This window comes from Pseudomonas sp. B10(2017) (assembly GCF_002113295.1).
Classification (GTDB): Bacteria; Pseudomonadota; Gammaproteobacteria; order Pseudomonadales; family Pseudomonadaceae; genus Aquipseudomonas; species Aquipseudomonas pudica.
Genome location: NZ_NEJU01000004.1, coordinates 99,139 through 123,258, shown reverse-complemented (window position 1 = coordinate 123,258; position 24,120 = coordinate 99,139). Strand labels below are relative to the sequence as shown.

The window sequence follows — 24,120 nt, the reverse complement described above, 5'->3', positions numbered from 1 at the left end:
AAACAATACAAAACGTATGCCAGCACAGGCCTGAGGACAGCCTTGGAAACAAAAAGGCCCGTCATCCGACGGGCCCCTTCATTCACCGTGCGCTCAACGCTTGACCGGCGCCGGCTGCTGCTGGGTCAGGCAGTGAATGTTGCCACCGCCCAACAACAGCTCGCGACCGGGGATCATCACAACCTCGTGGTCGGGGAAGATCTTCGCCAGGATCGCTCTGGCCTCGGCATCTGCCGGGTCGTCGAAGCTTGGCGCGATGATGCCGCCGTTGACGATCAGGAAGTTCACGTACGAGCCGGCCAGGCGCACCGACGGGTCACGCTCCTGGCTGCCGGCCACCTGATCGACACCGGCACACTCTTCGGCGGTGGCGAACAGCGGGCCCGGGATCGGCATCTTGTGCACGATGAACTCGCGGCCCTTGGCATCGCGGGTGTTTTTCAGCACCTCCATGGCGGCATGGCAACGTGCATAGTTGGGGTCGTTCGAATCATCGGTCCAGGCCAGTAACACTTCGCCCGGGCGCACGTAACAACAGAAGTTGTCGACGTGGCCGTCAGTCTCGTCGTTGTACAGGCCATCCGGCAGCCAGACCACGGTGTCCACCGCCAGATGGTCGCGCAGCACCGCTTCGATCTGCTCGCGGTTCAGATGCGGATTGCGGTTGCGGTTGAGCAGGCACTCCTCAGTGGTGATCACGGTACCTTCACCGTCCACGTGGATCGAGCCGCCCTCGAGCACGAAGCCTTCGGTCTGGTAGCGCTGGCAGCGTTCCATTTCCAGGACCTTGGCTGCCAGCTCCTCGTCGCGGTTCCACGGTGCGTACAGGCCGCCATCGAAGCCGCCCCAGGCATTGAAGCCCCAGTCCACGCCACGCACCTCACCCTGGTCGTTGATGACGAAGGTCGGGCCGGTGTCACGCACCCAGGCGTCGTCGTTGCTGATCTCGACCACGCGGATGTTCGGCTGGTCGAGCTGACGACGGGCATTTTCGTACTGGCCAGCGGACACCGCGACGGTTACCGGCTCGAAGCGGGCAATCGCCTTGGCCAGTGTCACATGGGCAGCCTGCGCCGGCTTGCCGCCCAGGCGCCAGTTGTCAGGGCGCTCCGGCCAGACCATCCATACCTGGGTTTGCGGGGCCCACTCGGCGGGCATGTGGAAACCATCGGCACGGGGAGTGGAGTTGAGGGTTTTCATGATTGACCTCTGTGATGGCCCTGAGCCGGACTGTGCTGGGGCGTTTGTCAATTTATAACCGATATATATCGATATTTGAAGCCCGATAATCAGGAAATCTATGACCGAATACCGCCATTAAATCGATAACAATCGAAACATGCGCAACCTTGGTCGAGAATCAAAGCGGCACGACCTCTACCATAGCCAGCACTTGTGAATGCCGTTGAAGCCCAAGGCGGAAAAAACGGCCAGACCGGCTAGGGTCAATACATGAGCAGAACGGGCCAGCGAACCGCCATGAACATCATCCCTACCGCGATCCCCGAAGTACTGATCATCGAGCCGAAGATTTTTGCTGACAGCCGTGGCTTTTTCTTCGAGGCGTTCAACGCTCGTGAGTTCGCCCGGCAAACCGGCGTGAATGTCGAGTTCGTCCAGGACAACCACTCGAGCTCCATCAAGGGTGTGCTGCGCGGTCTGCACTACCAGGTGGAAAACACCCAAGGCAAGCTGGTGCGCGTGGTGCAGGGGGAAATCCGTGATATTGCCGTGGACGTGCGCAAAAGCTCGCCAACCTTCGGCCAATGGGTCGCGGTGCAGCTGTCGGCCGAAAACCATCGCCAGTTGTGGATTCCGCCCGGCTTCGCCCATGGCTTTGCGGTGATGAGCGAGTCGGCCGAGTTTCTCTACAAGACCACCGACTACTACAACCCGGGCGCCGACCGCTGCATCCGCTGGGATGACCCGACGCTGGCCATCGACTGGGGGCTGCAGCAGCCACCAGTGCTGTCGGACAAGGACAAGCTCGGCCTGCCACTGGCAGAGGCGGAACTGCTGCCTTAACTAGCGCATAATTGCGGCAGACTTTTCTGGCGCCTTTACGTGATGATTGCAAAACCCACGCCCCCACGCCGTCCTCGCTGGCGCAGCCTGGCCCTGTTGGCCCTGTGCCTGGCCCCGTTACTGTGGCCCCTGCACCATCTGGCCGAACGCTACTACCAGGAAGAACTGGCCTCGCAGAACCGCCAGACCCTCGACCTGTACGTCGCCAACCTGCTCGGTACCCTGCACCGCTACGAAACCTTGCCGCAAATACTCGGCGACCTGCCGGCCCTGCGCGGGGTGCTGGCCGACCCGTTCCGTCTGGAAGCGGTGACCAACGCCAACCGCCTGCTCAAGGACATCGTCCAGCAGACCGGCGCCGAGGTGATGTACCTGATGGACGTCAGCGGCAACACCCTGGCCGCCTCCAACTGGGACAAGCGCGACAGCTTCGTTGGCCGCAACTTCGCCTTCCGTCCCTACTTCAACGAAGCCATGGCCGGCCGCCTGGGGCGCTTTTTCGGCCAGGGCACCACGTCGGCCAAGCGCGGCTACTTCTTTGCCGCCGCCGTGCGTGACCGTGAACGCATCGTTGGCGTACTGGTAGTCAAGGTCGACCTCGACCACACCGAAACCCTGTGGGGCCGCACACCCGAGCAGCTGTTGCTGACCGACCACAATGGCGTGGTCATCCTGACCTCCCGGCCCGACTGGCGCTTCCGTGCGACCCGCGCACTGACCGAGGCCGAGCGCCAGGCCATCATCGCCATTCAGCCCTACCCGACCCAGGCCCCGCAGCCGCTGGTGCTCAACCAGGACGCCTGGATCAGCCAGACCCGCGATATCAAGGAAACCGGCTGGCAGGTCAGCATCCTCGCCCCGCGCATGCTGGTCGACCGTTCGGTGCAAACCGTGATGGCCATCGGCGCTGGCACCCTATTGGTGCTTATGCTGCTGGCCGGCCTGGTGATGCAGCGGCGCCGTCATTACATCGACCGCATCGACTTCGAGGCACGTGGCCGCCAGGAGCTGGAAAAACGAGTAGCCGAGCGCACCGCCGATCTCGAAGGCCTGAACACCCGGCTCAAGAGCGCCGTGCTGGAGCGCGAAAACGCCCAGCAGGAGGCCGTGCGCGCGCAGGACGAACTGGTGCAGGCCGGCAAGCTGTCGGTACTCGGCACCATGTCGGCCAGCATCAGCCACGAACTCAACCAGCCGCTGGCCGCCATCCGCAGCTACGCGGAAAACGCCGAGATCCTGCTTGACCACCAGCGTACCGAAGACGCCCGCGGCAACCTCAAGCTGATCGGCGAACTGACCGGGCGCATGGCCTCGATCATCGCCCACCTGCGCGCCTTCGCCCGTCGTGACCGCCATGCCCCGGAGAGCGTGGCCCTGCAGCCGGCCCTGGACGATGCCCTGGCGCTGCTGGCCAAGCGCCGCCGGGCGATGGCCGTCGAGCTGATCCGCGACCTGCCGGAAGCCACCTTGTGGGTACAGGCCGGCGAGACCCGCCTGCGCCAGGTGCTTGGCAACCTTCTGGCCAATGCCCTCGACGCCCTGACCGAGAAGGCCAACCCGCGCCGCCTGTGGCTAAGTGCCGAGCAGCGCGATGACTGCGTCTACCTGTACATTCGCGACAACGGCCCCGGCTTCAGCCGCCAGGCCCTGGAGCACGCCAAGGAGCCGTTCTTCACCACCAAGACCCGCACCCAGGGCCTGGGCCTGGGCCTGGCCATCTGCGAAAGCCTGATGCGCGCCCTGGGCGGTGAGCTGCTGCTGGCCAACCACCCGGAGGGTGGCGCACTGCTGACCCTGCAGCTGCGTGTGGCCGCGCCTGGCGCTACTTTGCCCAATTCGGAGGACCCCTCGGCATGACCACCGAGACACTGATCGACAGCCGAGCCCAGATCATCCTGGTCGATGATGACCCGCACCTGCGCCAGGCACTGAGCCAGACCCTGGACCTGGCCGGGCTCAAGGTGGTCGCCCTGGCCGATGCCCAGGGCCTGGCCGAACGCATCGAGGCCGACTGGCCCGGCGTGGTGGTCAGCGACATCCGCATGCCGGGCATCGATGGCCTGCAGCTGCTGGAACAACTGCACGGCCGTGACAACGAACTGCCGGTGCTGCTGATCACCGGCCACGGCGATGTACCGCTGGCGGTGCAAGCGATGCGCGCCGGGGCCTACGACTTCCTGGAAAAGCCCTTTGCCAGCGACGCCCTGCTGGACAGCGTGCGTCGCGCCCTGGCCCTGCGCCGCCTGGTACTGGACAACCGCAGCCTGCGCCTGGCCCTGAGCGACCGCCAGCAACTGGCCACCCGCCTGGTGGGCCAGTCGCCGTCCATGCAGCGCCTGCGCGAGCAGATCGGCGCACTGGCCGGCACCCGCGCCGATGTGCTGATCCTGGGTGAGACCGGTGCCGGCAAAGAGGTGGTGGCCCGTGCCCTGCACGACCTGTCCAGCCGCCGCGACGGGCCGTTCGTGGCGATCAATGCCGGCGCACTGGCCGAGTCAGTGGTCGAAAGCGAGCTGTTCGGCCATGAGCCCGGGGCGTTCACCGGTGCGCAGAAACGCCGCATCGGCAAGTTCGAGTTCGCCAACGGTGGCACGCTGTTCCTCGACGAAATCGAGAGCATGAGCCTGGATGTGCAGGTGAAACTGCTGCGCATGCTGCAGGAACGGGTGGTCGAGCGCCTGGGTGGCAACCAGCTGATCCCGCTGGATATCCGCATCATCGCCGCGACCAAGGAGGACCTGCGCCAGTCAGCCGACCAGGGGCGCTTCCGTGCCGACCTGTATTACCGCCTGAATGTGGCGCCGCTACGTATTCCACCGCTGCGCGAACGTGGCGATGACATCCTGGTGCTGTTCCAGCACTTCGCCGACGCCGCCAGCCAGCGCCATGGCCTGCCGCCACACGCCCTGCAGCCGGCCCAGCGCGCCATTCTGCTGCGTCACGACTGGCCCGGTAACGTACGCGAGCTGCAGAACGCCGCCGAGCGTTTCGCCCTTGGCCTGGAACTGGCCCTGGACGGCCAGGCGCCACCTGCGGCAATGCCTGCGGTACCGATGCCGAGCGGCAACCTCAGCGAACAGGTCGAGCAGTTCGAACGCTCGCTGATCGCGGCCGAACTGGCCCAGCCACACAGCTCCATGCGCAGCCTGGCCGAGGCGCTGGGCATCCCCCGCAAGACCCTGCACGACAAGCTGCGCAAGCATGGCTTGAGCTTCGACGGCGGTAGCGGCGGGCATGACGATCAAGAGGACATCCGTTAATGAATACCGAAAGCCAGCACCTTCAGTCCGTCCTGCACGGCGACATCCCCCTGACCCGCGAAATGGGCCTGGAAGTGCTCGATTGGCAGCAGCACACCCTGCGCCTGCAATTGCCGCTGGCGGCCAACGTCAACCACAAGAGCACCATGTTCGGCGGCAGCCTGTACTGCGCCGCGGTGCTGGTGGGGTGGGGCTGGCTGCACCTGCGCTTGCGCGAGTTGGGGATCGATGACGGACATATCGTCATCCAGGAAGGGCAGATCAGTTATCCGCTGCCGGTTACCGGGGCGGCGGTGGCGCGCTGTGCGGCGCCGGATGAAAAGACCTGGGAGCGGTTCTTGACCATGTACCAGCGCCGCGGGAGGGCACGGTTGACGCTGGAGACCACGGTGAGCAATGCCGGTAGTGACGAGCCTGCTGTTACCTTCAGCGGCCAGTACGTGCTGCACCGCTGACCGCGGGCAAGTACTGATGCCAGTCAGTTAGTGCTGTTGGGTCTGCTGCGCAGCCCATCGCCGGCAAGCCAGGTGCAGCGCCATGCTGAAGGTCTGCGCAGTACTTGTGGGAGCTGGCTTGCCGGCGATGGGCCGCAAAGCGGCCCCGGCGATATAGGCGGCGAAGCTGAAGTCCTCAGCTCCAACAGAGTGTGATGATACCCGTCAGATCAGGCTCAGGAAGGCTTGGCGCCACGCAGCATTTGCCGGCAACGCCAGGAAATACGGGTTGAGCAACGACTCCCGCGCCGGGTACCGGAACGGCAAGCCATCCAGCCCGATTACCTCCCCACCAGCCCCTTCCACCACGCCCTGCGCCGCTGCGGTATCCCACTGCGAGGTCGGTGCCAGGCGCGGATAGCAGTCGGCGCTGCCCTCGGCCAGCAGGCAGAACTTCAACGAACTGCCGATATTAGCCAGCTCCAGCTCACCTACCGCAGCCCCCAACCCGGCCAACAAGGCTTCCTGTTCCGGGCTGGAATGGCGACGGCTGGCAACCACGGTGAAACGCCCACCCGCCGGCGGCGCGTTGCGCACCTGGATCGCCTGGGCGGCCTCACCCGCTTCGGCACGCCAGGCGCCCAACCCGCGACCACCGAAGTAACAGCGCCCGTTGGTCGGCATGGAAACCACGCCAAACACCACCTCGCCGTTTTCGACCAGGGCGATGTTGACCGTAAACTCCTCACTGCCGGCGATGAATTCCTTGGTGCCGTCCAGCGGGTCGACCAGCCACCAGCGGCTCCAACCCTGACGCTCGGCCAGCGGAATGTTGCAGTCCTCTTCGGACAGCACCGGGATCTGCGGCGCCAGCGCCAGCAGGCCATCGGCAATCACCCGGTGCGCCGCCAGGTCGGCGGCGGTGACCGGCGAATCGTCGGCCTTGTTGGTCACGGCCACATCGGCACGCCAGAACGGCAAGATCGCGTCCCCCGCCAACAGGGCCAGCTTGACCACTTCGTGCATCAATTGCAGGTCGTTCATGCTTCCAGCAGCCCCCGCTGAATCAGCAGGTCACGCGCCAGGTACAGCGCCGCCAGCGCACGCCCCTCGGTAAACTGCGGGTGCATGGCCAGGGCCGAGAGTTCGCGCAGGTTGACCTTGTCGACCCGCATCGGCTCCGGCTCGTCGCCCTCCAGGCGCTCCTCGTACAGGTCGCTGGCCAGCACCACCTGGATCTTCTGGCTCATGTAGCCCGGCGACAGCGACAGCTCGGTCAGGTGCTCCAGCTGGCGCGCGCCAAAACCGGCTTCTTCCTTGAGCTCCCGGTCGGCTGCCGCCAGCACGTCCTCGCCCGGCTCGATCAGGCCCTTGGGCAACGACAGCTCGTATTCATCGGTGCCGCCACAATATTCCTCCACCAGCACCGCGTGCTCGGCATCGAGCATGGCCACGATCATCACCGCACCGTAGCCATTACCCCGGCCCACCAGGCGCTCGTAGGTACGCTCGTTGCCATTGCTGAAGCGCAATTGCACGGCTTCGACGCGAAACAGGCGGCTGCTGGCGACGATTTCGCGGCTGAGGACGGTGGGTTTCTGGCGCATGGGGCGGCTCCTTGGCGTGAACGGGTTACTATACCGTGGCTTGCCGACTGATCGAGAGTTTCCCATGCCTGTTCTTCCCTGGTCTGCCATCGATACCGTCCTGCTGGACATGGACGGCACCCTGCTCGACCTGCATTACGACAACCGCTTCTGGCTGGACCACCTGCCCCAGCGCTACGCCGAGCTGCACGGGGTGAGCCGGGCAATGGCGGAAATGGAGCTGCAGCCGCTGTTCGAACGCAATGCCGGCACGCTGAACTGGTATTGCCTGGACTTCTGGAGCCGCGAACTGCGGCTGCCGATCCGCGAGCTGAAACAGGAAATCGCCGACCTGATCGCCCTGCGCCCGGATGCCGATACGTTCCTTGCCGCGATCCGCAACGCGGGCAAGCGCGTGGTGATGATCACCAATGCGCACCGGGATTCGCTGTCGCTGAAGCTGGAGCGGGTGGAGCTGGCGCCGTATTTCGAAAGGCTGATCAGCTCGCATGACTATGGCTACCCGAAGGAAAGCCCGCAGTTCTGGGACGCATTGCAGGCGGACATCGGCTTTGAACCGGAGCGCAGCCTGTTCATCGATGACACCCTGGCGATTCTGCGCAGTGCACGACGGTTTGGCGTGGGGCATCTGCTGGCGGTGCGCCAGCCGGATAGCCAGGCAGGGCCGCGGGATACCGAAGAGTTTGCGGCGGTCGAGGATTACCGGGAGCTATTGGTCGGCCTGTGAGGCCCCATTCGCGGGCATGCCCGCTCCCAAAGGTACAGCGCCACATTCACGGCTGGCGTTGTACCTGTGGGAGCGGGCGAGCCCGCGAAGAGGCCGGTACAGGCTGTAGATATCAGTCAGGAATACGCAACACCTGCCCCGGATAGATCTTGTCCGGGTGCTTGAGCATCGGTTTGTTGGCCTCGAAGATCTTCTGGTACTTGTTCGGGTCGCCATACACCTTCTTCGAAATGGCGCTCAACGTATCACCCTTCTCCACCGTGACGAACCGCGCGGCCTGGGCCACCGGTCCGGTCACGGTGATCTGGTCATCGACACTGGCCACGCCAGCGACGTTGCCCGCCGCCAGGATGATCTTCTCCTTTTCCTCCTGGCTGGCCACCTCACCCTTGAGGATGATCGTGTCGCCCTCTACGGTGGCCGTGATATTCGGGTTGCCCAGGCCGACACTTTCCACGTGTTTCTTCAACTGCTCTTCGGCATTGGCATTGCCGGGGGTCAGCAGGTCGATCAACTTCTCGCCCGCTTCCTTGACGAAACTGAACAAGCTCATAGCGCTCTCCTTGTTGACGAAACCTCGGACACAGCAGTCTAGGCCAGCTTTCCCCCTGGCGCCCCATGCGCCCAATCGACACGGTCTATCAAGGCATAGACCCTAGCGATTAGACGCCACCGACCCGCACGCCTAGGCTTGTGCTATCTGAAAGCCGCCGATAGCCCCTATGAAAAGTCAGCCCCGATGAACAGCAAACCTCCGGTATGCGCGGCCTCATCGCCCTTGACCATGCCCGCCGCCAGCAACACCTACGATTACGTCCAGCTCAATGACGCCAGACGCGACAGCACGCCCCTGGCCGAAGAAGTGGCCCTGGCCATTGCCTACAACGGCCTCAACCAGGCGGTGATGCTGGTCAGTCCCACCGACCTGGAAGACTTCGCCGTCGGCTTCAGCGTCGGCAGCGGCATTGTCGACGGCACAGCAGAAATCTACGACCTGAAGCTCTCCGGCAGCGGCTCGGCGATGTACGCCGACCTGGAGATTTCCAGCCGAGCGTTCTGGAACCTGAAAAACCAGCGCCGCCAACTGGCCGGCACCAGTGGTTGTGGCCTGTGCGGGGTCGAAGCACTGGAGCAGGCGCTGCCAGAGCTGGCCGAGCTGCCTGGCGCGCCCTTGCCACCGGCACAATGGTTGGTCGGCCTGCGTGAACGCATCGATGCCTTCCAGCCTCTCGGCCAGCACTGCGGCGCGGTGCATGCGGCGCTGTTCATGGATCGCCACGGCGAACTGCTGCTCGGCCGCGAAGACATCGGCCGGCACAACGCCCTCGACAAGCTGATCGGCGCCCTGCTGCGCCAGGGCATCGACAGCCAGGGTGGCCTGGCCATCGTCACCAGCCGCTGCAGCCTGGAGCTGATCCAGAAGGTGCTGCGGGCCGGTATCCAGACCTTGGTCAGCCTGTCGGCGCCAACCGGCCTTGCCCTGCAATGGGCACGCAAGCACAACCTCAACCTTATCCATCTGCCCAAGCACAGCGCACCGCGGGTCTACAGCCCAGCGGCGGAGTCTTAACAGTCGTGACCTCGTACCAACACCTCCCGGACAACGCCCCAGCCTCTTCCCCTCGCTACAAGCCCTACCACGGCCCCGCCGGTGGCTGGGGTGCGCTGCGCAGCGTAGCCAAGGCCTGGGTGGGCAGCGATAACGCGCTGAAGAACATTCGAGCGCTGCTCAAGACCAACCAGAACGGCGGCTTCGATTGCCCCGGCTGCGCCTGGGGCGACTCGCCGGAAAGCGGCATGGTCAAGTTCTGCGAGAACGGTGCCAAGGCCGTGAACTGGGAGGCGACCAAGCGCCGCGTCGATGCCGCCTTTTTCGCCCGCTACAGCGTCACTTCGCTACTGCAGCAGAGCGACTACTGGCTGGAGTACCAGGGGCGCCTCACCGAGCCGATGGTCTATGACGCACCCAGCGACCGCTACCAGCCAATCAGCTGGGACGCCGCCTTCAACCTGATCGCCCGCGAGCTGAACAAGCTGGCCAGCCCTGACCAGGCCGAGTTCTACACTTCGGGGCGCGCCAGCAACGAAGCGGCGTACCTGTACCAGCTGTTCGTGCGCGCCTACGGCACCAACAACTTCCCCGACTGCTCGAACATGTGCCACGAGGCCAGCGGCGTGGCCTTGGGGCAGAGCATCGGGGTCGGCAAGGGCACCGTCACCTTCGACGACTTCGAGCACGCCGACGCGATTTTCGTCTGGGGCCAGAACCCCGGTACCAACCACCCCCGCATGCTCGACCCGCTGCGCGACGCGGTAAAACGCGGTGCCCAGGTGGTGTGCATCAACCCGCTCAAGGAGCGTGGCCTGGAGCGCTTCCAGCACCCGCAGAACCCGCTGGAAATGCTGACCAACAGCGACCGGCCGACGAACACCGCATTCTTCCGCCCGGCCCTGGGCGGCGACATGGCGCTGCTGCGCGGCATGGCCAAGTTCGTCCTGCAATGGGAACGCGAGGCCCAGGCCAACGGCGAACCAGCAGTCTTCGACCACGCCTTCATTGCCGAACATGGCCATGGCGTCGACGACTACCTGGCGGTAGTGGATGCCACCCCGTGGGAGCACATCCAGGCCCAGTCCGGCCTGGCGCTGGCCGACATCGAACTGGCCGCGCGCATGTATTGCCGTGGCAAGCGGGTGATCATGTGCTGGGCGATGGGTATTACCCAGCACCGCCACTCGGTGCCGACCATCCAGGAAATCGTCAACTTGCAGATGCTGCGCGGCAACATCGGCGTGCCAGGCGCAGGCCTGTGCCCGGTGCGCGGCCACAGCAACGTGCAGGGTGACCGCACCATGGGCATCAATGAGCGCCCGCCGGTGGCCCTGCTGGACGCCATCGAGCAGCGCTTCGGCTTCCCCGTGCCCCGGCACAATGGCCACAACACCGTCGAGGCGATCCACGCCATGCTCGACGGCCGGGCCAAGGTATTCATCGGCCTGGGCGGCAACTTCGCCCAGGCCACGCCGGACACCGAGCGCACCGCCCAGGCACTGAGCAACTGCGAGCTGACCGTGCACATCAGCACCAAACTCAACCGCAGCCACCTGGTGCACGGCAAGCAGGCACTGATCCTGCCGTGCCTGGGCCGCACCGACATCGACCTGCAGTCAGAAGGGCCACAGGCGGTAACGGTAGAAGACTCGTTCAGCATGGTCCACGCCTCCAATGGCCAGCTGAAGCCGCTGTCGACGCAGATGCGCTCGGAGCCGGCGGTCATCGCCGGTATCGCCGCCGCCACCCTCGGCAAGAAGCCCGTGGACTGGCACTGGCTGGTGGCTGACTACGACCGTATCCGCGAGCTGATCGGCGACACCATCGCCGGCTTCAGCGGCTTCAACCAGCGCCTGCGCGAGCCGGGCGGTTTCTACCTGGGCAACAGCGCTGCCAGCCGTGAATGGAATACCAGCACCGGCCGCGCAAACTTCAAGGCCAACCTGCTGCCCGACACGCTGATCGACGAGCGTGTACGCGCCAGCGGGCAGGTGCCTGACCTGATCATGCAATCGATGCGCTCGCACGATCAGTACAACACCACCATCTACGGCCTGGACGACCGCTACCGTGGCGTGCGTGGCCAGCGCGAGGTGCTGTTCGCCAACGAAGCCGACATCATCCGCCTGGGCTTCCAGCCGGGGCAGCAGGTCGACATCGTGTCTTTGTGGGGGGATGAGCATGTGCGCCGTGTGCACGGCTTCACTTTACTGGCCTTCGACATCCCGGCCGGGCAGGCGGCGGCGTACTACCCGGAGGTGAACCCGTTGGTGCCGCTTGAAAGCATTGGCGATGGCAGCCATACGCCGACGTCGAAGTTCATCGCCATCAAGCTGGAGCGGGCGCGGGACGACGGGCGCATCCTGTAGGAATGGTGTTGGCCTCTTCGCGGGCATGCCCGCTCCCACAGGAGTTCCACATGTTTCGATTCCTGTGCTGTACCTGTGGGAGCGGGCGTGCCCGCGAAGAGGCCGGAAGCCGTGCCGCCAAAAACGAAAAAAGCCCTGTTCCATCAAGGCTCAGGGCTTCGTCATAAAGGTCTCAGACAGCGAAAAAACGATAAAGTTTCACAGTAAATACAGTAAGTTAGAGAATTGTGTACAACTCGTGTTACTCGTCGGATTTCCGTTGCCAGGCGTGCCTGCAAGGCTCAAAAATCGCCCCGTCATCCTTATGAGGCTCTCTTGATGAAGAAGTACTCCTCGATACTGTTGTTGTCTTTCAGCTTGCTCAGCGGCGTTGCCATGGCAGGCGGCACCACCGAGGCCGGCATTGGCGGCGCATTGGGTGGGGTACTGGGCTCCGTGGTGGGCAACTCCATCGGTGGTAGCACCGGCGGCGCCATTGGTGCCGGCCTGGGCGGCGCGGCTGGCGGTGCCCTGGGTGCCGACAAGCGTCAGCGCGGTGAAGCCGCTATCGGCGGCGCGCTGGGCGCCGCAGGCGGTAACGTGGTCGGCCGCTCCGTGGGCGGCACTACCGGTAGCTACATTGGCGCAGCAGCCGGCGGTGGTGCCGGTGGTGCACTGGGTAACTACCTGGGTAAAGAGGCCGACAGAGACGATTACCACGAAGGCCGCCGCTACCGTCGTGGTTATGACGACGACCGTCGCCACTGGGACCGTGGCCACCACTACGGCCATCGCAAGCACAAGCGCCACTGGCGCGACTAACGCCTGAGGGCCTTGCCCCGGCAACAAAAGCCCCGCCCCTGCCAGCGGGGCTTTTTTATGCCTGCTGTTCCAGCAGTACACCAGACAGGATCACCTGCAGCGTCTCTGGCAACACCACTGGCCGGCCATTGGCGCGTTCGATGAAGACCTGCACCACCGTGCCTGCAGCACACGCCTCCGGCTCCCCTGGGCGGAACAGGGCCAGGCGGTACTCCACCGTGCTGCCCGCCAGTCGTGCCACCCCCAGCCCTACTTCCAGCACGTCCGGGAAGCCGGGTAGAGCGTAGAAATCCGCCGCCGAACTGACCACGAATGCCGCCAGCTCGCCGTCACGCAGGTCCAGGTCGGCCTGTTCGACGAGGAACGCCTGGATGGCGGTTTCGAAGAAGCCGTGCACGGTGGCACCGGCAATATGGCCGTTCAGGTCGTTGTCCTGGGGGCGGGTGAGGATGGGGTGGAAGTGGGAGAAGGCAGTGCGCTGAGGGGATTCGGTCATCTGGCTGGCTCTTGTCTTCGCAATGGATGCTGACAGTGAAACAGAAAAACCGGATTTTCGCTGCCTGTACCGGCCTCTTCGCGGCTTTAGCCGCGAAGAGGCCGGTACAGGCAGTAGAAAACGAAAAGGCCGCCCGTAGGGGCGGCCTTTTCGTTACAGGTAAGCTCAGCTTACAGCTGCGGGCCAGCGGCCTTGATGGCGTCGGAAACTTCGAACTTCTTGAAGTTTTCGATGAACAGCTTGGCCAGGCCTTTGGCAGCCTCGTCGTAGGCAGCCTTGTCAGCCCAGTTGGTGCGCGGGTTGAGCAGCTCGGTTTCAACACCCGGAACGGCCTTCGGCACATCCAGGTTGATGATGTCCAGGTGCTCGGTTTCGGCACCGATCAGCGCGCCACTCTGGATCGCAGCGATCACGGCACGGGTGGTCGGGATGCTGAAGCGCTTGCCAACGCCGTAGCCACCGCCGGTCCAGCCGGTGTTGACCAGGTAGACCTTCGAGTCGAAGCCTTTGATACGCTTGATCAGCAGCTCGGCGTACTCGCCAGCCGGGCGCGGGAAGAACGGCGCGCCGAAGCAGGTGGAGAAGGTCGACTTGATGCCGCTGCCCGAACCCATTTCGGTGGAACCGACCAGCGCGGTGTAGCCGGACAGGAAGTGGTAGGCCGCCTGCTCGTTGTTCAGGATCGAAACCGGAGGCAGAACACCCGTCAGGTCGCAGGTCAGGAAGATGACTGCATTCGGCTCGCCACCCAGGTTCGCTTCGGAACGCTTGGCAACGTGCTCCAGCGGGTAGGCCGCACGGCTGTTCTGGGTCAGGCTGACATCGCTGTAGTCGGCGTGCTTGTTGGCGTCGAGAACGACGTTTTCCAGCACGGCGCCATGCTTGATGGCTTTCCAGATGACCGGCTCGTTCTTCTCGGACAAGTCGATGCACTTGGCGTAGCAACCGCCTTCGATGTTGAACACCACGCCCTCGCCCCAGCCGTGCTCGTCGTCACCGATCAGGTAACGGCTTTCGTCGGCCGACAGGGTGGTCTTGCCGGTGCCGGACAGGCCGAAGAACAGGGTCACATCGCCTGCTTCGCCAATGTTGGCCGCGCAGTGCATCGGCAGCACGTCGGCAGCCGGCAGCAGGAAGTTCTGCACCGAGAACATGGCTTTTTTCATTTCGCCGGCGTAGCGCATGCCAGCGATCAGCACCTTCTTCTGGGCGAAGTTGATGATCACGCAACCATCGGAGTTGGTGCCGTCACGCTCAGGCTCGCACACGAAGTTGGCGACGTTGAGGACCTGCCACTCGCCACGGCCAGCCGGGTTGTACTGCTCCGGGTTGATGAACAGACAACGGCCGAACAGGTTCTGCCAGGCAGTCTGGGTGGTCATCTTCACCGGCAGGTAGTGCTCGGCGGCCGCCCCTACGTGAACGTAGGAAACGAAGTGATCCTGGGCGTTGTTGAACGCCTCGACGCGGTCCCACAGGGCATCGAACTTGTCGGCCGGGAACTTGCGGTTGATCGGGCCCCAGGCAATGGCGTCCTGGGTGGAAGGCTCTTCGACGATGAAACGGTCAGCCGGCGAACGGCCAGTACGGTGACCGGTCTCCACGACCAGTGCGCCAGTATCGGCTAGTACGCCTTCACCGCGTTGCAGCGCTTCTTTTACCAGCTCATCGACGCTCAGGTCGGTGTACACGGTGTTGTTGGCTTGCGTCATGAGATACCCCATCCGGCCCGAGGCCGAGTGCTCCAAACGTTTTGTAGTTGTCTTGAAAAAACTACTACAGCGAAAAAAGTGGCCGGATTATGCCAGAAACGCCCAAAAAAAGTAGGCCCCTCCTGTCAGAACTGCGCTTTTGCGCAATTCGACAGGAGATTATCCTGTGGTTAAACGTTTCAGTGACGAGTTTCTGAGGCTACGTCAGTGCCGCCACCAGCAAACAGTTGCGCCACATCGCTGGCGTCGAAGAAATAGCGCTCGTTGCAGAACTGGCAATCGATCTCCACCTGCCCGCCGCACTCTTCCACCAGCGCCTTGGCATCGTGCTCGCCCAAACTGACCAGCGCATTGCCGGAACGTTCGCGCGAGCAGCTGCACTTGAAGCGCAGCGGCTGAATATCGAACAGGCGCACGGCATCTTCATGATACAGGCGGTGCAGCAGGGTTTCGTTGTCCAGCGCCCACTCATCAGACTTGAGCGTGGTAGCCAATGCCACAACGTGCTGCCAGCTTTCTTCACGCTCTTCATCGTCCGGCTGGCGATCGCGCGGCAGTTGCTGCAGCAGCAGGCCACGGGCCTTGCCGCCCTCGGCGTTGAGCCAGAAACGGGTATTGAGCTGCTGCGACTGGACGAAGTAGTTGGTGAAGCACTCCGACAGGTTGGTGCCATCGAGGTCCACGGTGCCTTGGTAGCGTTGGCCCTTGACCGGATCGATGGTCAGGGTCAGGTGGCCGTCGGGCATCAGTTGCGACAGAGTGGCGCCGTCAGGGATCTGCTCGGCGTCATAGCGAGCCATGCCACGGATGTCGCGCTCGCTCGAACACTCCACCATCAGCAGCGGGATCGGCCCTTCCGAACGTGCCTGCAGAATCAGCAGGCCGTCGAACTTCATCGCCCCCACGAGCAAGGCGGTGGCCGCCATCAGCTCGCCGAGCAGTGCCTGCACTGGCTGTGGGTACTCATGACGTGCCAGCACCGCGGCGTAGCTGTCATCGAGAGACACCCACTCGCCGCGCACATCGCGCTCGTCGAAGATGAAACGTTGGGTGAAATCGGTATCAGGCAAGTCGCTCATAGGTTTTGGCTATCTGAAAAATGATGACAAAATGGTTACAAGGGTTGTCGAAAACATGTGAGAACCCCGTGACAGAGCGCTCACGAGGCGCTCCGATTTCTGTTTGCAATAGAGGTATTTTATGGACAATTCACCACTGTTCCAAGCAAGGTGGTCCTGGGGGCCATTGGCAGCCTGTACGCTGCTCCCCATCGCTCTACTGTGTTTCTGGTTATGGCCCATTGGCCAGATCTTGTGCCTGACTTTCGACGAGTGGCTGTTCCACAGCCTGAATTCTCCGCTGGCCGACAACACCACCTGGCGCTACATCTGGACCGTCGGCAGCCTGCGCCCGTTCGACATCGTCGTCGGCCTGATCCTTCTGGCAGTGCTTATCCGTGGCGACTGGGTGTTCAAGGCAACCCAGGTACGCCAGGCCTTTTTCGGTTTTCTGGTCACGCTGATCCTCTTAGTGGTGATTCGCGCGCTGTTTTCCAAGTGGGTGGATGCAGCAGGCTGGCAGCACAAGAGCCCGTCGATGATGTTCGACGAGGTGGTGCACCTCAGCGACTACTATCCGAACCTGGAGGCGGCCTGGGAGCTCAAGGACCGTTCCAGCAAGAGTTTCCCGGGGGATCATGCCTCGGTGTTGCTGGTCTGGGCGCTGTTCATGAGCGTGTTCAGCCGCCGCCTGGTGCAATATCTGGTGGTCTGGGGGTTGGCGGTATTGTTCATGTTGCCGCGCCTGGTGGCCGGTGCCCACTGGGGGCAGGATGACTACATCGGCGGGCTGCTGATGGCGGTGCTGGCGTTGGGCTGGAGCTGCTACACACCGCTGGCTGCCAAGGGGAGTGCGGTGCTGATGCGCTGGACGGCGCCGATGTTCGCGATCGCGGCCAAGTTACCGCTGGTCGGGCGCTTGGCGGTGACCCGCTAGATCCCTGGGTCTACTGCGTAGCCCATCGCGACACAAGGCCGCTCCTACAGGGGTTGCACAAGTTTCAGGGCTTGCGCAGTACCTGTGGGAGCTGGCTTGCCGGCGATGGGTCGCAAAGTGGCCCCGGCTATTCGAAGCTCCCATGCAACAGGTGAATCTGGCGCCGTTGCTTCTTGGTCGGCCGCCCATCGGTGGTCACGCCCATCGCCCCGGCCTTGCGCAGTTCCGCCGCCTGTTCGCGCCGGCGCACGCTGTCCTCGGTCTCTTCGTACAACGTCTGCGCTTCTGGCGCACCACGCCGCACCACCGACAGAGCCTTCACCACCACGGTGCGCTCGTCGAACCCGGTACGCAGCACGAACTCGTCACCCACCCGCGGCTCCTTGCCCGGCTTGCAGCGCTCACCCCGGCAGTGCACCTTGCCGCTCTCGATCGCCGCCTTGGCCAGCGCGCGGGTCTTGTAGAAGCGTGCTGCCCACAGCCATTTGTCCAGGCGTACCTTGTCGTCGTCTTCGGCTTTTTGTGCCATCCCGTTACCTCGAGCGCTGTGTTTCATCGAACTGTACTACCGTAACGATCGGATGCAAAAAATCCCCGCCGTGCTTACAGTTCAACACCTCATCCGCAGGGTGCGTTTCGTGAAGACATTTGACCATTTGACTGTGATCGGCCTGCGCGAGTGGGTTGCCCTGCCCGACCTTGGCGTGGCCGGGCTGCGCGCCAAGATCGACACTGGCGCCAGCACCTCCAGCCTGCACGCCACCGAGGTAGAGCCGTTCGAGCGCGACGGCCAGCCCTGGGTCCGTTTCACCGCACACCTTGGCTCGGTGGTGCAGTTGCGCCACCGGCGCTGCGAGGCACCGCTGGTGACCATGAAAACCATCAAGAGCTCCAACGGCCAGGCCCAGACCCGCTATGTCATCCGCACGTCACTGGCCCTGGGCGATGGTGTGTGGGAGGTGGAGTTCACCCTGGCCTGCCGCAAGAACATGCGTTATCGCCTGTTGCTGGGTTCCAAGGCCCTGATCCATGGTCAGCTGGTGGTCAACCCCGGTCTCAAATACGTACAAGACAAACCGGCCTTTCCGGCCACCCTTTCTCCTGCCACAGGTGCTGCATGAAGATCGCTGTGCTGTCGCGCAATCCACGTCTGTATTCCACCCGCCGCCTGGTCGAAGCCGGTGCCCAGCGGGGCCACGAAATGGTGGTGATCGATACCCTGCGAGCCTACATGAACATTGCCAGCCACAAGCCGCAGATCCACTACCGCGGCAAACCGCTTGAAGGCTTCGACGCGGTGATCCCCCGCATCGGTGCCTCGGTGACCTTCTACGGCTGTGCGGTGCTGCGCCAGTTCGAGATGATGGGCGTGTATCCGCTCAACGAGTCGGTAGCGATAGCCCGCTCCCGCGACAAGCTGCGTTCGCTGCAACTGCTGTCGCGGCGCGGCATCGGCCTGCCGATTACCGGCTTCGCCCACTCACCGGACGACATCCCCGACCTGATCCAGATGGTCAACGGCGCCCCGCTGGTGATCAAGGTACTGGAAGGCACACAGGGCATCGGCGTGGTGCTGTGCGAAACCACCAAGGCCGCCGAATCGGTGATCGAGGCGTTCATGGGGTTGAAGCAGAACATCATGGTGCAGGAATACATCAAGGAAGCGGGTGGCGCGGATATCCGCTGCTTCGTGGTCGGCGACAAGGTCATCGCGTCGATGAAGCGCCAGGCCAAGCCGGGGGAATTCCGCTCCAACCTGCATCGTGGTGGGGTGGCCAGCCTGATCAAGATCACCCCGGAAGAACGCATGACCGCCATACGCGCGGCCAAGGTGATGGGCCTGAGCGTGGCGGGTGTGGATATCCTGCGCTCCAACCATGGGCCGCTGGTGATGGAAGTGAACTCGTCGCCGGGGCTGGAGGGGATTGAAGTGACCACCGGCAAGAACGTGGCCGGCATGATCATCGAGCATCTGGAGAAGAATGGCGGCCCTAATCAGACTCGGACCAAGGGTAAGGGCTGATTCAAGCCTGTACCGGCCCTATCGCCGGCAAGCCAGCTCCCACAGGATTACCACGACCTTCAGTTTTGTGGATTACCTGTGGGAGCTGGCCTGCCGGCGATAGGGCAGGTGCAGCCAACCAGATTCATACAGCATTACGCGGCAGCAACAACCCCAAAGGCAACCGTACCCGCGCCTCGATCCCGCCACCAGAGCGATTGCGCAGTTCCACATTCCCACCATGCTGCGCCGCGATCCGCTTGACGATCGCCAGCCCCAGCCCGGTGCCCTTGCCGCCGCGCGCCCGGTCACCACGAATGAACGGGTTGAAGATGGTCTCAAGCTCCGACTCGTCGATCCCCGTCCCGCGGTCCAGTACGCTCAGCACCACATACGGCGCACTCTCGTCGCCCGACACATAGGCGGCCACCTCTACCCCCTTGCCGGCATGGTGCAGGGCGTTGCCGATCAGGTTGCCCAGCATGCGTTTGAGCGAAACCCGGCGCAGCGGGAACGGTGGAATCGGCTCCAGGCACAACCGCACCCGTTCTTCCGGCTGGTTGTACGGTGCCACCACTTCGCGCACCAGGTCGGCCAGGTCGACCTCTTCAACCGGTTCGTCACGGCCATCGCGGATGAAGGCCAGGAACTGGTCGAGGATCGCGTCCATGTCCTCGATATCGCGGACCATGTCGTCACTCAGTTCGCTGTCGCTGTCCAGCAAAGACAGCGACAGACGCAGGCGCGTCAGCGGTGTGCGCAGGTCGTGGGAAACCCCGGCCAGCATCAGCTCGCGCTCGCGCCCGGCCTGCTCGACATCCTCGGCCATCTGGTTGAAGGCCTTGTACACCTCGGTCATCTCGCTGGGCGTGTCGCTGATCGGCAGGCGCACGCTGCGCCCCTGGCCCAGCTGCCGGGCGGCGAAAACCAGGCGCTTGAGCGGCTGGTTCAGCTGGCGCACGAAGATCCAGGCCGAAGCTGTGGACAACAGACCGATAGCCAGGAACCAACCCAGCACGTTCCAGATCTTCTGCCCACGCAGCGGGTGCGGGTATAGCGGTACCTTCAACCAGCCCGGGCCCAGGCTTGGCGCATTGACCCACAACGCCGGCGGCGCATGAATGCGCAGCCGTACCTCGGTGTCTTCACCCAGCTCGGCCCGCATCTGCCGCTGGTAGATTTCGCTGTAGGGCCAGTGCTGCTCACCCTCGGGCACGCCCGAGCCGGTAACACGGATAAGGCCTGCCGCTTCGGCGATCTTGTCGCGGTTTTCTTCGTCTGCCGCCCAATAAGCGCGCAGGGTCAGCGCAACACCGTGGCTGTACTGACGGTCGACCAGCACGTCCTCGTTCATCAACAGGTAGACCAGGGTCAAGGCCTTGGAGAAAAGAACGACGATCAACACCAGCCACAGGGTGCGGGCGAAGAAACTTTGCGGAAACCAGAGCGGTGTTTTCATCGACGGCGCGGCATCATTTACCGGCGTTACCGTCTGGCACGAACACGTAGCCCACGCCCCACACGGTCTGGATATAACGCGGCTTGGACGGGTCCGGCTCGATCATGCGGCGCAGACGCGAGATCTGCACGTCGATGGAGCGTTCCAGCGCATCCCATTCTCGGCCACGCGCCAGGTTCATCAGCTTGTCGCGGGTCAGCGGCTCGCGCGCGTGCATGACCAGCGCCTTGAGCACGGCGAATTCGCCGGTGGTGAGCATGTGCACTTCGTCGCCACGCTTGAGTTCGCGGGTGGCCAGCGACAGCTCGTAGTCGCCGAAGGTGACCGACTCGTCTTCGCTGCCAGGCGCACCCGGCACGCTCGGTGCCTGGCGACGCAACACGGCCTTGACCCGGGCCATCAGCTCGTCCGGGTTGAACGGCTTGCCCAGGTAGTCGTCGGCGCCCAGCTCCAGGCCCTTGATACGGCTGAGCTCGTCACCCTTGGCGGTGAGCATGATTATCGGGATCTGGTTGTTCTGCTGGCGCAGGCGCTTGCATGCCGACAAGCCATCTTCGCCGGGCAGCATCAGGTCGAGCACCACCAGGTTGAACACCTCACGCTGCAGCAGGCGGTCCATCTGCTCGGTGTTGGGCACCGCGCGGGCACGGTAGCCCTTGCTGGTGAAGAAACGTTCCAGCAGGCTGCTCAGCCCCGGGTCGTCGTCGACGATGAGAATCTTGTCACCTTCAGCGGTGTTTGGCGTGCCGGTCATGAATAACTCCTCTGATATCGCCGCGCATTATGGCGTAGCCATTGCTGCACGTTGCGTGAGCATTGTTAGCAGATTTTTCCCCAGGCGCCAGTTCCGGCTGGCCGGGCGCCATCACCGCAAGCCGTTTGCGATGGGTATAATGCGCGGCTTTCATCCAGCGCCGCCGGGCGACAGGCCCACAGGCGACCCCCGTATTCACAAATGTCAGGTGGTTTACATGGACAGCATCAACAGCCGTATCGCCGAGGAACTGGGCGTCCGCCCCCAGCAGGTCGAGGCGGCCGTGGGCCTGTTGGACGAAGGCTCGACCGTGCCCTTCATCGCCCGCTACCGCAAGGAAGTGACCGGTAGCCTGGACGACACCCAGCTGCGCCATCTGGAAGAGCGCCTGCGCTACCTGCGCGAACTCGACGAGCGCCGCGCCAGCATCCTGGCCAGCATCGAGGAGCAGGGCAAGCTGACCCCGGAACTGGCCCGCGAGATCAAGCTGGCCGATACCAAGACCCGCCTCGAAGACCTGTACCTGCCGTACAAGCAGAAGCGCCGCACCAAGGGCCAGATCGCCCTGGAAGCCGGCCTCGGCGAGCTGGCCGACGGCCTGTTCAACAATCCCGACCTGGCCCCGGAAAGCGAAGCCGCACGCTTCGTCAACGCCGACAAGGGCGTGGCCGACGTCAAGGCCGCGCTGGAAGGCGCCAAGTACATCCTCATGGAGCGCTTCGCCGAAGATGCCGCCCTGCTCGACAAGCTGCGCAGCTTCCTCAAGCAGGAGTCGGTACTCAGCGCCCGCGTCGTGCCTGGCAAGGAAGAAGAAGGTGCCAAGTTCCGCGACTACTTCGCCCATGACGAGCTGCTGCGCAACGCCCCGTCGCATCGCGCCCTGGCAATTTTCCGCGGGCGTAACGAAGGCGTGCTGAGCGCCTCGCTGAAAGTCGGCGAAGAACTGCCCGGCACCCTGCACCCGTGCGAGCTGATGATCGGCAACCACGTCGGTATCGAGAACCGCAACCGCCCGGCCGACAAGTGGCTGGGCGAAGTGGTGCGCTGGACCTGGAAGGTCAAGCTGTACACCCACCTGGAAACCGACCTGTTCGGCGAGCTGCGCGACAACGCCGAAGGCGAGGCGATCAATGTGTTCGCCCACAACTTGCACGACCTGCTGCTGGCCGCCCCGGCCGGCCCGCGTGCCACCCTGGGCTTCGACCCGGGCCTGCGTACCGGCTGCAAGATCGCCGTGGTCGATGCCACCGGCAAGCTGCTGGACCACACCACGGTCTACCCGCACGCACCGAAGAACGACTGGGACCGCACCATTTCGATCATGGCTGCGCTGTGCGCCAAGCACTCGGTGGAGCTGATCGCCATCGGCAACGGCACCGCCAGCCGCGAAAGCGACAAGCTGGTGGCGGAGCTGGTCAAGAAGTACCCGGCACTGAAGATCACCAAGATCATGGTTTCCGAGGCCGGCGCTTCGGTGTACTCCGCATCGGAACTGGCCGCCCGCGAATTCCCGGACCTGGACGTGTCGATCCGTGGCGCCGTGTCGATTGCCCGCCGCCTGCAGGACCCGCTGGCCGAGCTGGTGAAGATCGACCCGAAATCCATCGGTGTCGGCCAGTACCAGCATGACGTGTCTCAGCTGAAACTGGCGCGCGGCCTGGACGCCGTGGTCGAGGATTGCGTGAACGCAGTGGGCGTGGACGTCAACACCGCCTCGGTGGCCCTGCTGACGCGCATCTCCGGCCTTAACGCTACCCTGGCGCAGAACATCGTCGCCCACCGCGATGCCAACGGCCCGTTCGCCACTCGTGCGGCACTGAAAAAGGTCAGCCGCCTGGGTGAGAAAACCTTCGAACAAGCCGCCGGCTTCCTGCGCGTGATGAACGGCGACAACCCGTTGGACGCCTCCGCGGTGCACCCCGAGGCCTACCCGCTGGTGCAACGGATTGCCGCCGATACCGGCCGTGACATCCGCTCGCTGATCGGTGACAGCAGCTTCCTCAAGCGCCTGGACCCGAAGAAATTTACCGATGAAACCTTCGGCCTGCCGACCGTCACCGACATCCTGCAGGAACTGGACAAGCCTGGCCGCGACCCACGCCCCGAGTTCAAGACCGCCACTTTCCAGGACGGCGTCGAAGACCTCAAGGACCTGGAACCGGGCATGATCCTCGAAGGCGTGGTGACCAACGTCACCAACTTCGGTGCCTTCGTCGACATCGGCGTGCACCAGGACGGCCTGGTGCACATTTCGGCGCTGTCGGAGAAGTTCATCAAGGACCCGCGTGAAGCGGTCAAGGCCGGCGACGTGGTCAAGGTCAAGGTCATGGAAGTGGACATCCCGCGCAAGCGTGTCGGCCTGTCCATGCGCATGAGCGACACCCCTGGCGAGAAGGTCGATGGCAACCGCGGCGGTAACCGTGGCAATGGCGGCAACCGCCAGCAGCAGGCGCCGCGCCAGCGCGAAACCGCCACCGCAGCACCGGCCAACAACGCCATGGCCGCACTGTTCGCCAACGCCAAGCAGCTCAAGAAGAAGTGATGGACGTTCCACGCGAATACGTCGAAAGCGCCTTCAGCCAGCTCCTCGGCTGCCGCCTGCAACGCCTGGAAACAGGTGTTGCCGAGGTAGCCCTGGCGCTCGAGCCACACTTGCGCAACCGTGGCCAGAAGCTGCACGGCGGGGCGATCTTCAGCCTGGTGGACATCGCCATGGGCCTGGCCTGCTCGGCCAGCCATGGCTTCGACCAGCAAAGCGTCACCATCGAGTGCAAGATCAACTACATGCGCGCCGTCAGTGACGGCGAGGTGCTGTGCACCGCCCGCGTGCTGCACGCCGGGCGGCGCACCCTGGTGGTCGACGCCGACGTAGTTCAGGGCGACAAGCTGGTCGCGAAAGCGCAAGGAACCTTCGCGGTTCTCTAGCT

23 protein-coding genes are annotated in these 24,120 nt (G+C 63.8%); 13 read left to right on the top strand and 10 right to left on the bottom strand.

Features of this window, described 5'->3' with window-relative positions; translation table 11 throughout:
- Positions 1–93: 93 nt before the first annotated feature.
- Entirely contained in the window at positions 94–1,200 is a 1,107-nt protein-coding gene (gene aguA, locus CAF92_RS07190) for an agmatine deiminase (RefSeq protein WP_046614514.1), read from the bottom strand.
- Between the two features lie 279 nt (positions 1,201–1,479).
- On the opposite strand from aguA, the gene rfbC reads away from it, so the two are divergent.
- Genes rfbC through CAF92_RS07170 form a run of 4 tightly spaced genes read left to right on the top strand, consistent with a single transcriptional unit; the run spans position 1,480 to position 5,740 of the window.
- Positions 1,480–2,025 (top strand): dTDP-4-dehydrorhamnose 3,5-epimerase, encoded by a 546-nt coding sequence (gene rfbC, locus CAF92_RS07185; protein WP_085599979.1) that lies wholly within the window; start codon positions 1,480–1,482, stop codon positions 2,023–2,025.
- 42 nt (positions 2,026–2,067) lie between these two features.
- On the top strand, positions 2,068–3,882 hold the full coding sequence (locus CAF92_RS07180) for an ATP-binding protein (protein ID WP_025337341.1): 1,815 nt from the start codon (positions 2,068–2,070) through the stop codon (positions 3,880–3,882).
- A complete protein-coding gene (locus tag CAF92_RS07175) occupies positions 3,879–5,285 on the top strand; it encodes a sigma-54 dependent transcriptional regulator (protein ID WP_085599977.1) in 1,407 nt (468 codons plus the stop codon). The genes CAF92_RS07180 and CAF92_RS07175 overlap by 4 nt, the downstream gene beginning before the upstream one ends.
- On the top strand, positions 5,285–5,740 hold the full coding sequence (locus CAF92_RS07170; RefSeq protein WP_046614518.1) for a YiiD C-terminal domain-containing protein: 456 nt from the start codon (positions 5,285–5,287) through the stop codon (positions 5,738–5,740). Before CAF92_RS07175 ends, CAF92_RS07170 begins: the two co-directional genes overlap by 1 nt.
- 204 nt (positions 5,741–5,944) lie before the next feature.
- On the opposite strand, the gene cysQ is transcribed toward CAF92_RS07170, so the two are convergent.
- A complete protein-coding gene (cysQ, locus tag CAF92_RS07165; RefSeq protein WP_085599975.1) occupies positions 5,945–6,763 on the bottom strand; it encodes a 3'(2'),5'-bisphosphate nucleotidase CysQ in 819 nt (272 codons plus the stop codon).
- On the bottom strand, positions 6,760–7,326 hold the full coding sequence (gene nudE / locus CAF92_RS07160) for an ADP compounds hydrolase NudE (protein ID WP_015268611.1): 567 nt from the start codon (positions 7,324–7,326) through the stop codon (positions 6,760–6,762). The genes cysQ and nudE overlap by 4 nt, the downstream gene beginning before the upstream one ends.
- A gap of 64 nt (positions 7,327–7,390) precedes the next feature.
- Here nudE and yrfG point away from each other — a divergent pair, with 64 nt between their 5' ends.
- On the top strand, positions 7,391–8,053 hold the full coding sequence (gene yrfG, locus CAF92_RS07155) for a GMP/IMP nucleotidase (RefSeq protein WP_085599973.1): 663 nt from the start codon (positions 7,391–7,393) through the stop codon (positions 8,051–8,053).
- Between the two features lie 112 nt (positions 8,054–8,165).
- Here yrfG and lysM read toward each other — a convergent pair whose 3' ends face one another.
- On the bottom strand, positions 8,166–8,606 hold the full coding sequence (lysM, locus tag CAF92_RS07150) for a peptidoglycan-binding protein LysM (RefSeq protein ID WP_023661080.1): 441 nt from the start codon (positions 8,604–8,606) through the stop codon (positions 8,166–8,168).
- Between the two features lie 186 nt (positions 8,607–8,792).
- On the opposite strand from lysM, the gene fdhD reads away from it, so the two are divergent.
- From fdhD to CAF92_RS07135, 3 genes are all read left to right on the top strand, one after another.
- On the top strand, positions 8,793–9,623 hold the full coding sequence (gene fdhD, locus CAF92_RS07145) for a formate dehydrogenase accessory sulfurtransferase FdhD (RefSeq protein ID WP_046614522.1): 831 nt from the start codon (positions 8,793–8,795) through the stop codon (positions 9,621–9,623).
- 5 nt (positions 9,624–9,628) lie between these two features.
- Positions 9,629–11,974 (top strand): FdhF/YdeP family oxidoreductase, encoded by a 2,346-nt coding sequence (locus CAF92_RS07140; RefSeq protein WP_085599971.1) that lies wholly within the window; start codon positions 9,629–9,631, stop codon positions 11,972–11,974.
- A gap of 318 nt (positions 11,975–12,292) precedes the next feature.
- Positions 12,293–12,775 (top strand): glycine zipper domain-containing protein, encoded by a 483-nt coding sequence (locus CAF92_RS07135; RefSeq protein ID WP_085599970.1) that lies wholly within the window; start codon positions 12,293–12,295, stop codon positions 12,773–12,775.
- Between the two features lie 55 nt (positions 12,776–12,830).
- Here the strand turns inward: CAF92_RS07135 and CAF92_RS07130 are convergent, their stop codons facing one another.
- The 3 genes from CAF92_RS07130 to hslO all read right to left on the bottom strand — a co-directional run bounded on the left by CAF92_RS07130 (position 12,831) and on the right by hslO (position 16,062).
- Positions 12,831–13,271 carry a thioesterase family protein gene (locus tag CAF92_RS07130; RefSeq protein WP_046614525.1) on the bottom strand — a complete coding sequence of 147 codons (441 nt, stop codon included), beginning with the start codon at positions 13,269–13,271 and terminating at the stop codon, positions 12,831–12,833.
- Between the two features lie 170 nt (positions 13,272–13,441).
- Positions 13,442–14,983 carry a phosphoenolpyruvate carboxykinase gene (locus tag CAF92_RS07125; protein ID WP_063914462.1) on the bottom strand — a complete coding sequence of 514 codons (1,542 nt, stop codon included), beginning with the start codon at positions 14,981–14,983 and terminating at the stop codon, positions 13,442–13,444.
- A gap of 179 nt (positions 14,984–15,162) precedes the next feature.
- A complete protein-coding gene (gene hslO / locus CAF92_RS07120) occupies positions 15,163–16,062 on the bottom strand; it encodes an Hsp33 family molecular chaperone HslO (protein WP_085599967.1) in 900 nt (299 codons plus the stop codon).
- Between the two features lie 121 nt (positions 16,063–16,183).
- Between hslO and CAF92_RS07115 the strand changes: the two genes are divergently transcribed.
- Positions 16,184–16,978 carry a phosphatase PAP2 family protein gene (locus CAF92_RS07115; RefSeq protein WP_085599965.1) on the top strand — a complete coding sequence of 265 codons (795 nt, stop codon included), beginning with the start codon at positions 16,184–16,186 and terminating at the stop codon, positions 16,976–16,978.
- A 127-nt stretch (positions 16,979–17,105) separates the two neighbouring features.
- On the opposite strand, the gene CAF92_RS07110 is transcribed toward CAF92_RS07115, so the two are convergent.
- Positions 17,106–17,507, bottom strand: coding sequence for an RNA-binding S4 domain-containing protein (locus CAF92_RS07110; protein ID WP_046614529.1), 402 nt, complete (start codon positions 17,505–17,507; stop codon positions 17,106–17,108).
- Between the two features lie 109 nt (positions 17,508–17,616).
- Here CAF92_RS07110 and CAF92_RS07105 point away from each other — a divergent pair, with 109 nt between their 5' ends.
- Both CAF92_RS07105 and rimK read left to right on the top strand, forming a co-directional pair.
- Positions 17,617–18,099, top strand: coding sequence for an ATP-dependent zinc protease (locus tag CAF92_RS07105; protein WP_025754077.1), 483 nt, complete (start codon positions 17,617–17,619; stop codon positions 18,097–18,099).
- Positions 18,096–19,001 (top strand): 30S ribosomal protein S6--L-glutamate ligase, encoded by a 906-nt coding sequence (gene rimK / locus CAF92_RS07100; RefSeq protein WP_085599963.1) that lies wholly within the window; start codon positions 18,096–18,098, stop codon positions 18,999–19,001. The genes CAF92_RS07105 and rimK overlap by 4 nt, the downstream gene beginning before the upstream one ends.
- Positions 19,002–19,125: 124 nt before the next feature.
- On the opposite strand, the gene CAF92_RS07095 is transcribed toward rimK, so the two are convergent.
- A complete protein-coding gene (locus tag CAF92_RS07095) occupies positions 19,126–20,439 on the bottom strand; it encodes an ATP-binding protein (protein ID WP_046614530.1) in 1,314 nt (437 codons plus the stop codon).
- Between the two features lie 13 nt (positions 20,440–20,452).
- Positions 20,453–21,193 (bottom strand): two-component system response regulator OmpR, encoded by a 741-nt coding sequence (gene ompR, locus CAF92_RS07090; protein WP_012270052.1) that lies wholly within the window; start codon positions 21,191–21,193, stop codon positions 20,453–20,455.
- A 217-nt stretch (positions 21,194–21,410) separates the two neighbouring features.
- Between ompR and CAF92_RS07085 the strand changes: the two genes are divergently transcribed.
- Together CAF92_RS07085 and CAF92_RS07080 are read left to right on the top strand one after the other, a co-directional pair.
- Positions 21,411–23,735 (top strand): Tex family protein, encoded by a 2,325-nt coding sequence (locus CAF92_RS07085; RefSeq protein ID WP_015268601.1) that lies wholly within the window; start codon positions 21,411–21,413, stop codon positions 23,733–23,735.
- The gene (locus CAF92_RS07080; protein WP_003257433.1) at positions 23,735–24,118 is read left to right on the top strand and encodes a PaaI family thioesterase; all 384 of its coding nucleotides are present in this window, start codon (positions 23,735–23,737) and stop codon (positions 24,116–24,118) included. The genes CAF92_RS07085 and CAF92_RS07080 overlap by 1 nt, the downstream gene beginning before the upstream one ends.
- Positions 24,119–24,120: the final 2 nt, after the last annotated feature.

Coding starts and splice junctions, on each gene's coding strand:
- CAF92_RS07115 (WP_085599965.1), top strand. CDS start 16,184: ATGGACAATTCACCACTGTTCCAAGCAAGGTGGTCCTGGGGGCCATTG.
- CAF92_RS07080 (WP_003257433.1), top strand. CDS start 23,735: ATGGACGTTCCACGCGAATACGTCGAAAGCGCCTTCAGCCAGCTCCTC.
- CAF92_RS07110 (WP_046614529.1), bottom strand. CDS start 17,507: ATGGCACAAAAAGCCGAAGACGACGACAAGGTACGCCTGGACAAATGG.
- CAF92_RS07085 (WP_015268601.1), top strand. CDS start 21,411: ATGGACAGCATCAACAGCCGTATCGCCGAGGAACTGGGCGTCCGCCCC.
- aguA (WP_046614514.1), bottom strand. CDS start 1,200: ATGAAAACCCTCAACTCCACTCCCCGTGCCGATGGTTTCCACATGCCC.
- nudE (WP_015268611.1), bottom strand. CDS start 7,326: ATGCGCCAGAAACCCACCGTCCTCAGCCGCGAAATCGTCGCCAGCAGC.
- rfbC (WP_085599979.1), top strand. CDS start 1,480: ATGAACATCATCCCTACCGCGATCCCCGAAGTACTGATCATCGAGCCG.
- CAF92_RS07180 (WP_025337341.1), top strand. CDS start 2,068: ATGATTGCAAAACCCACGCCCCCACGCCGTCCTCGCTGGCGCAGCCTG.
- yrfG (WP_085599973.1), top strand. CDS start 7,391: ATGCCTGTTCTTCCCTGGTCTGCCATCGATACCGTCCTGCTGGACATG.
- fdhD (WP_046614522.1), top strand. CDS start 8,793: ATGAACAGCAAACCTCCGGTATGCGCGGCCTCATCGCCCTTGACCATG.
- rimK (WP_085599963.1), top strand. CDS start 18,096: ATGAAGATCGCTGTGCTGTCGCGCAATCCACGTCTGTATTCCACCCGC.
- CAF92_RS07135 (WP_085599970.1), top strand. CDS start 12,293: ATGAAGAAGTACTCCTCGATACTGTTGTTGTCTTTCAGCTTGCTCAGC.
- hslO (WP_085599967.1), bottom strand. CDS start 16,062: ATGAGCGACTTGCCTGATACCGATTTCACCCAACGTTTCATCTTCGAC.
- ompR (WP_012270052.1), bottom strand. CDS start 21,193: ATGACCGGCACGCCAAACACCGCTGAAGGTGACAAGATTCTCATCGTC.
- cysQ (WP_085599975.1), bottom strand. CDS start 6,763: ATGAACGACCTGCAATTGATGCACGAAGTGGTCAAGCTGGCCCTGTTG.
- CAF92_RS07125 (WP_063914462.1), bottom strand. CDS start 14,983: ATGACGCAAGCCAACAACACCGTGTACACCGACCTGAGCGTCGATGAG.
- CAF92_RS07175 (WP_085599977.1), top strand. CDS start 3,879: ATGACCACCGAGACACTGATCGACAGCCGAGCCCAGATCATCCTGGTC.
- lysM (WP_023661080.1), bottom strand. CDS start 8,606: ATGAGCTTGTTCAGTTTCGTCAAGGAAGCGGGCGAGAAGTTGATCGAC.
- CAF92_RS07095 (WP_046614530.1), bottom strand. CDS start 20,439: ATGAAAACACCGCTCTGGTTTCCGCAAAGTTTCTTCGCCCGCACCCTG.
- CAF92_RS07170 (WP_046614518.1), top strand. CDS start 5,285: ATGAATACCGAAAGCCAGCACCTTCAGTCCGTCCTGCACGGCGACATC.
- CAF92_RS07130 (WP_046614525.1), bottom strand. CDS start 13,271: ATGACCGAATCCCCTCAGCGCACTGCCTTCTCCCACTTCCACCCCATC.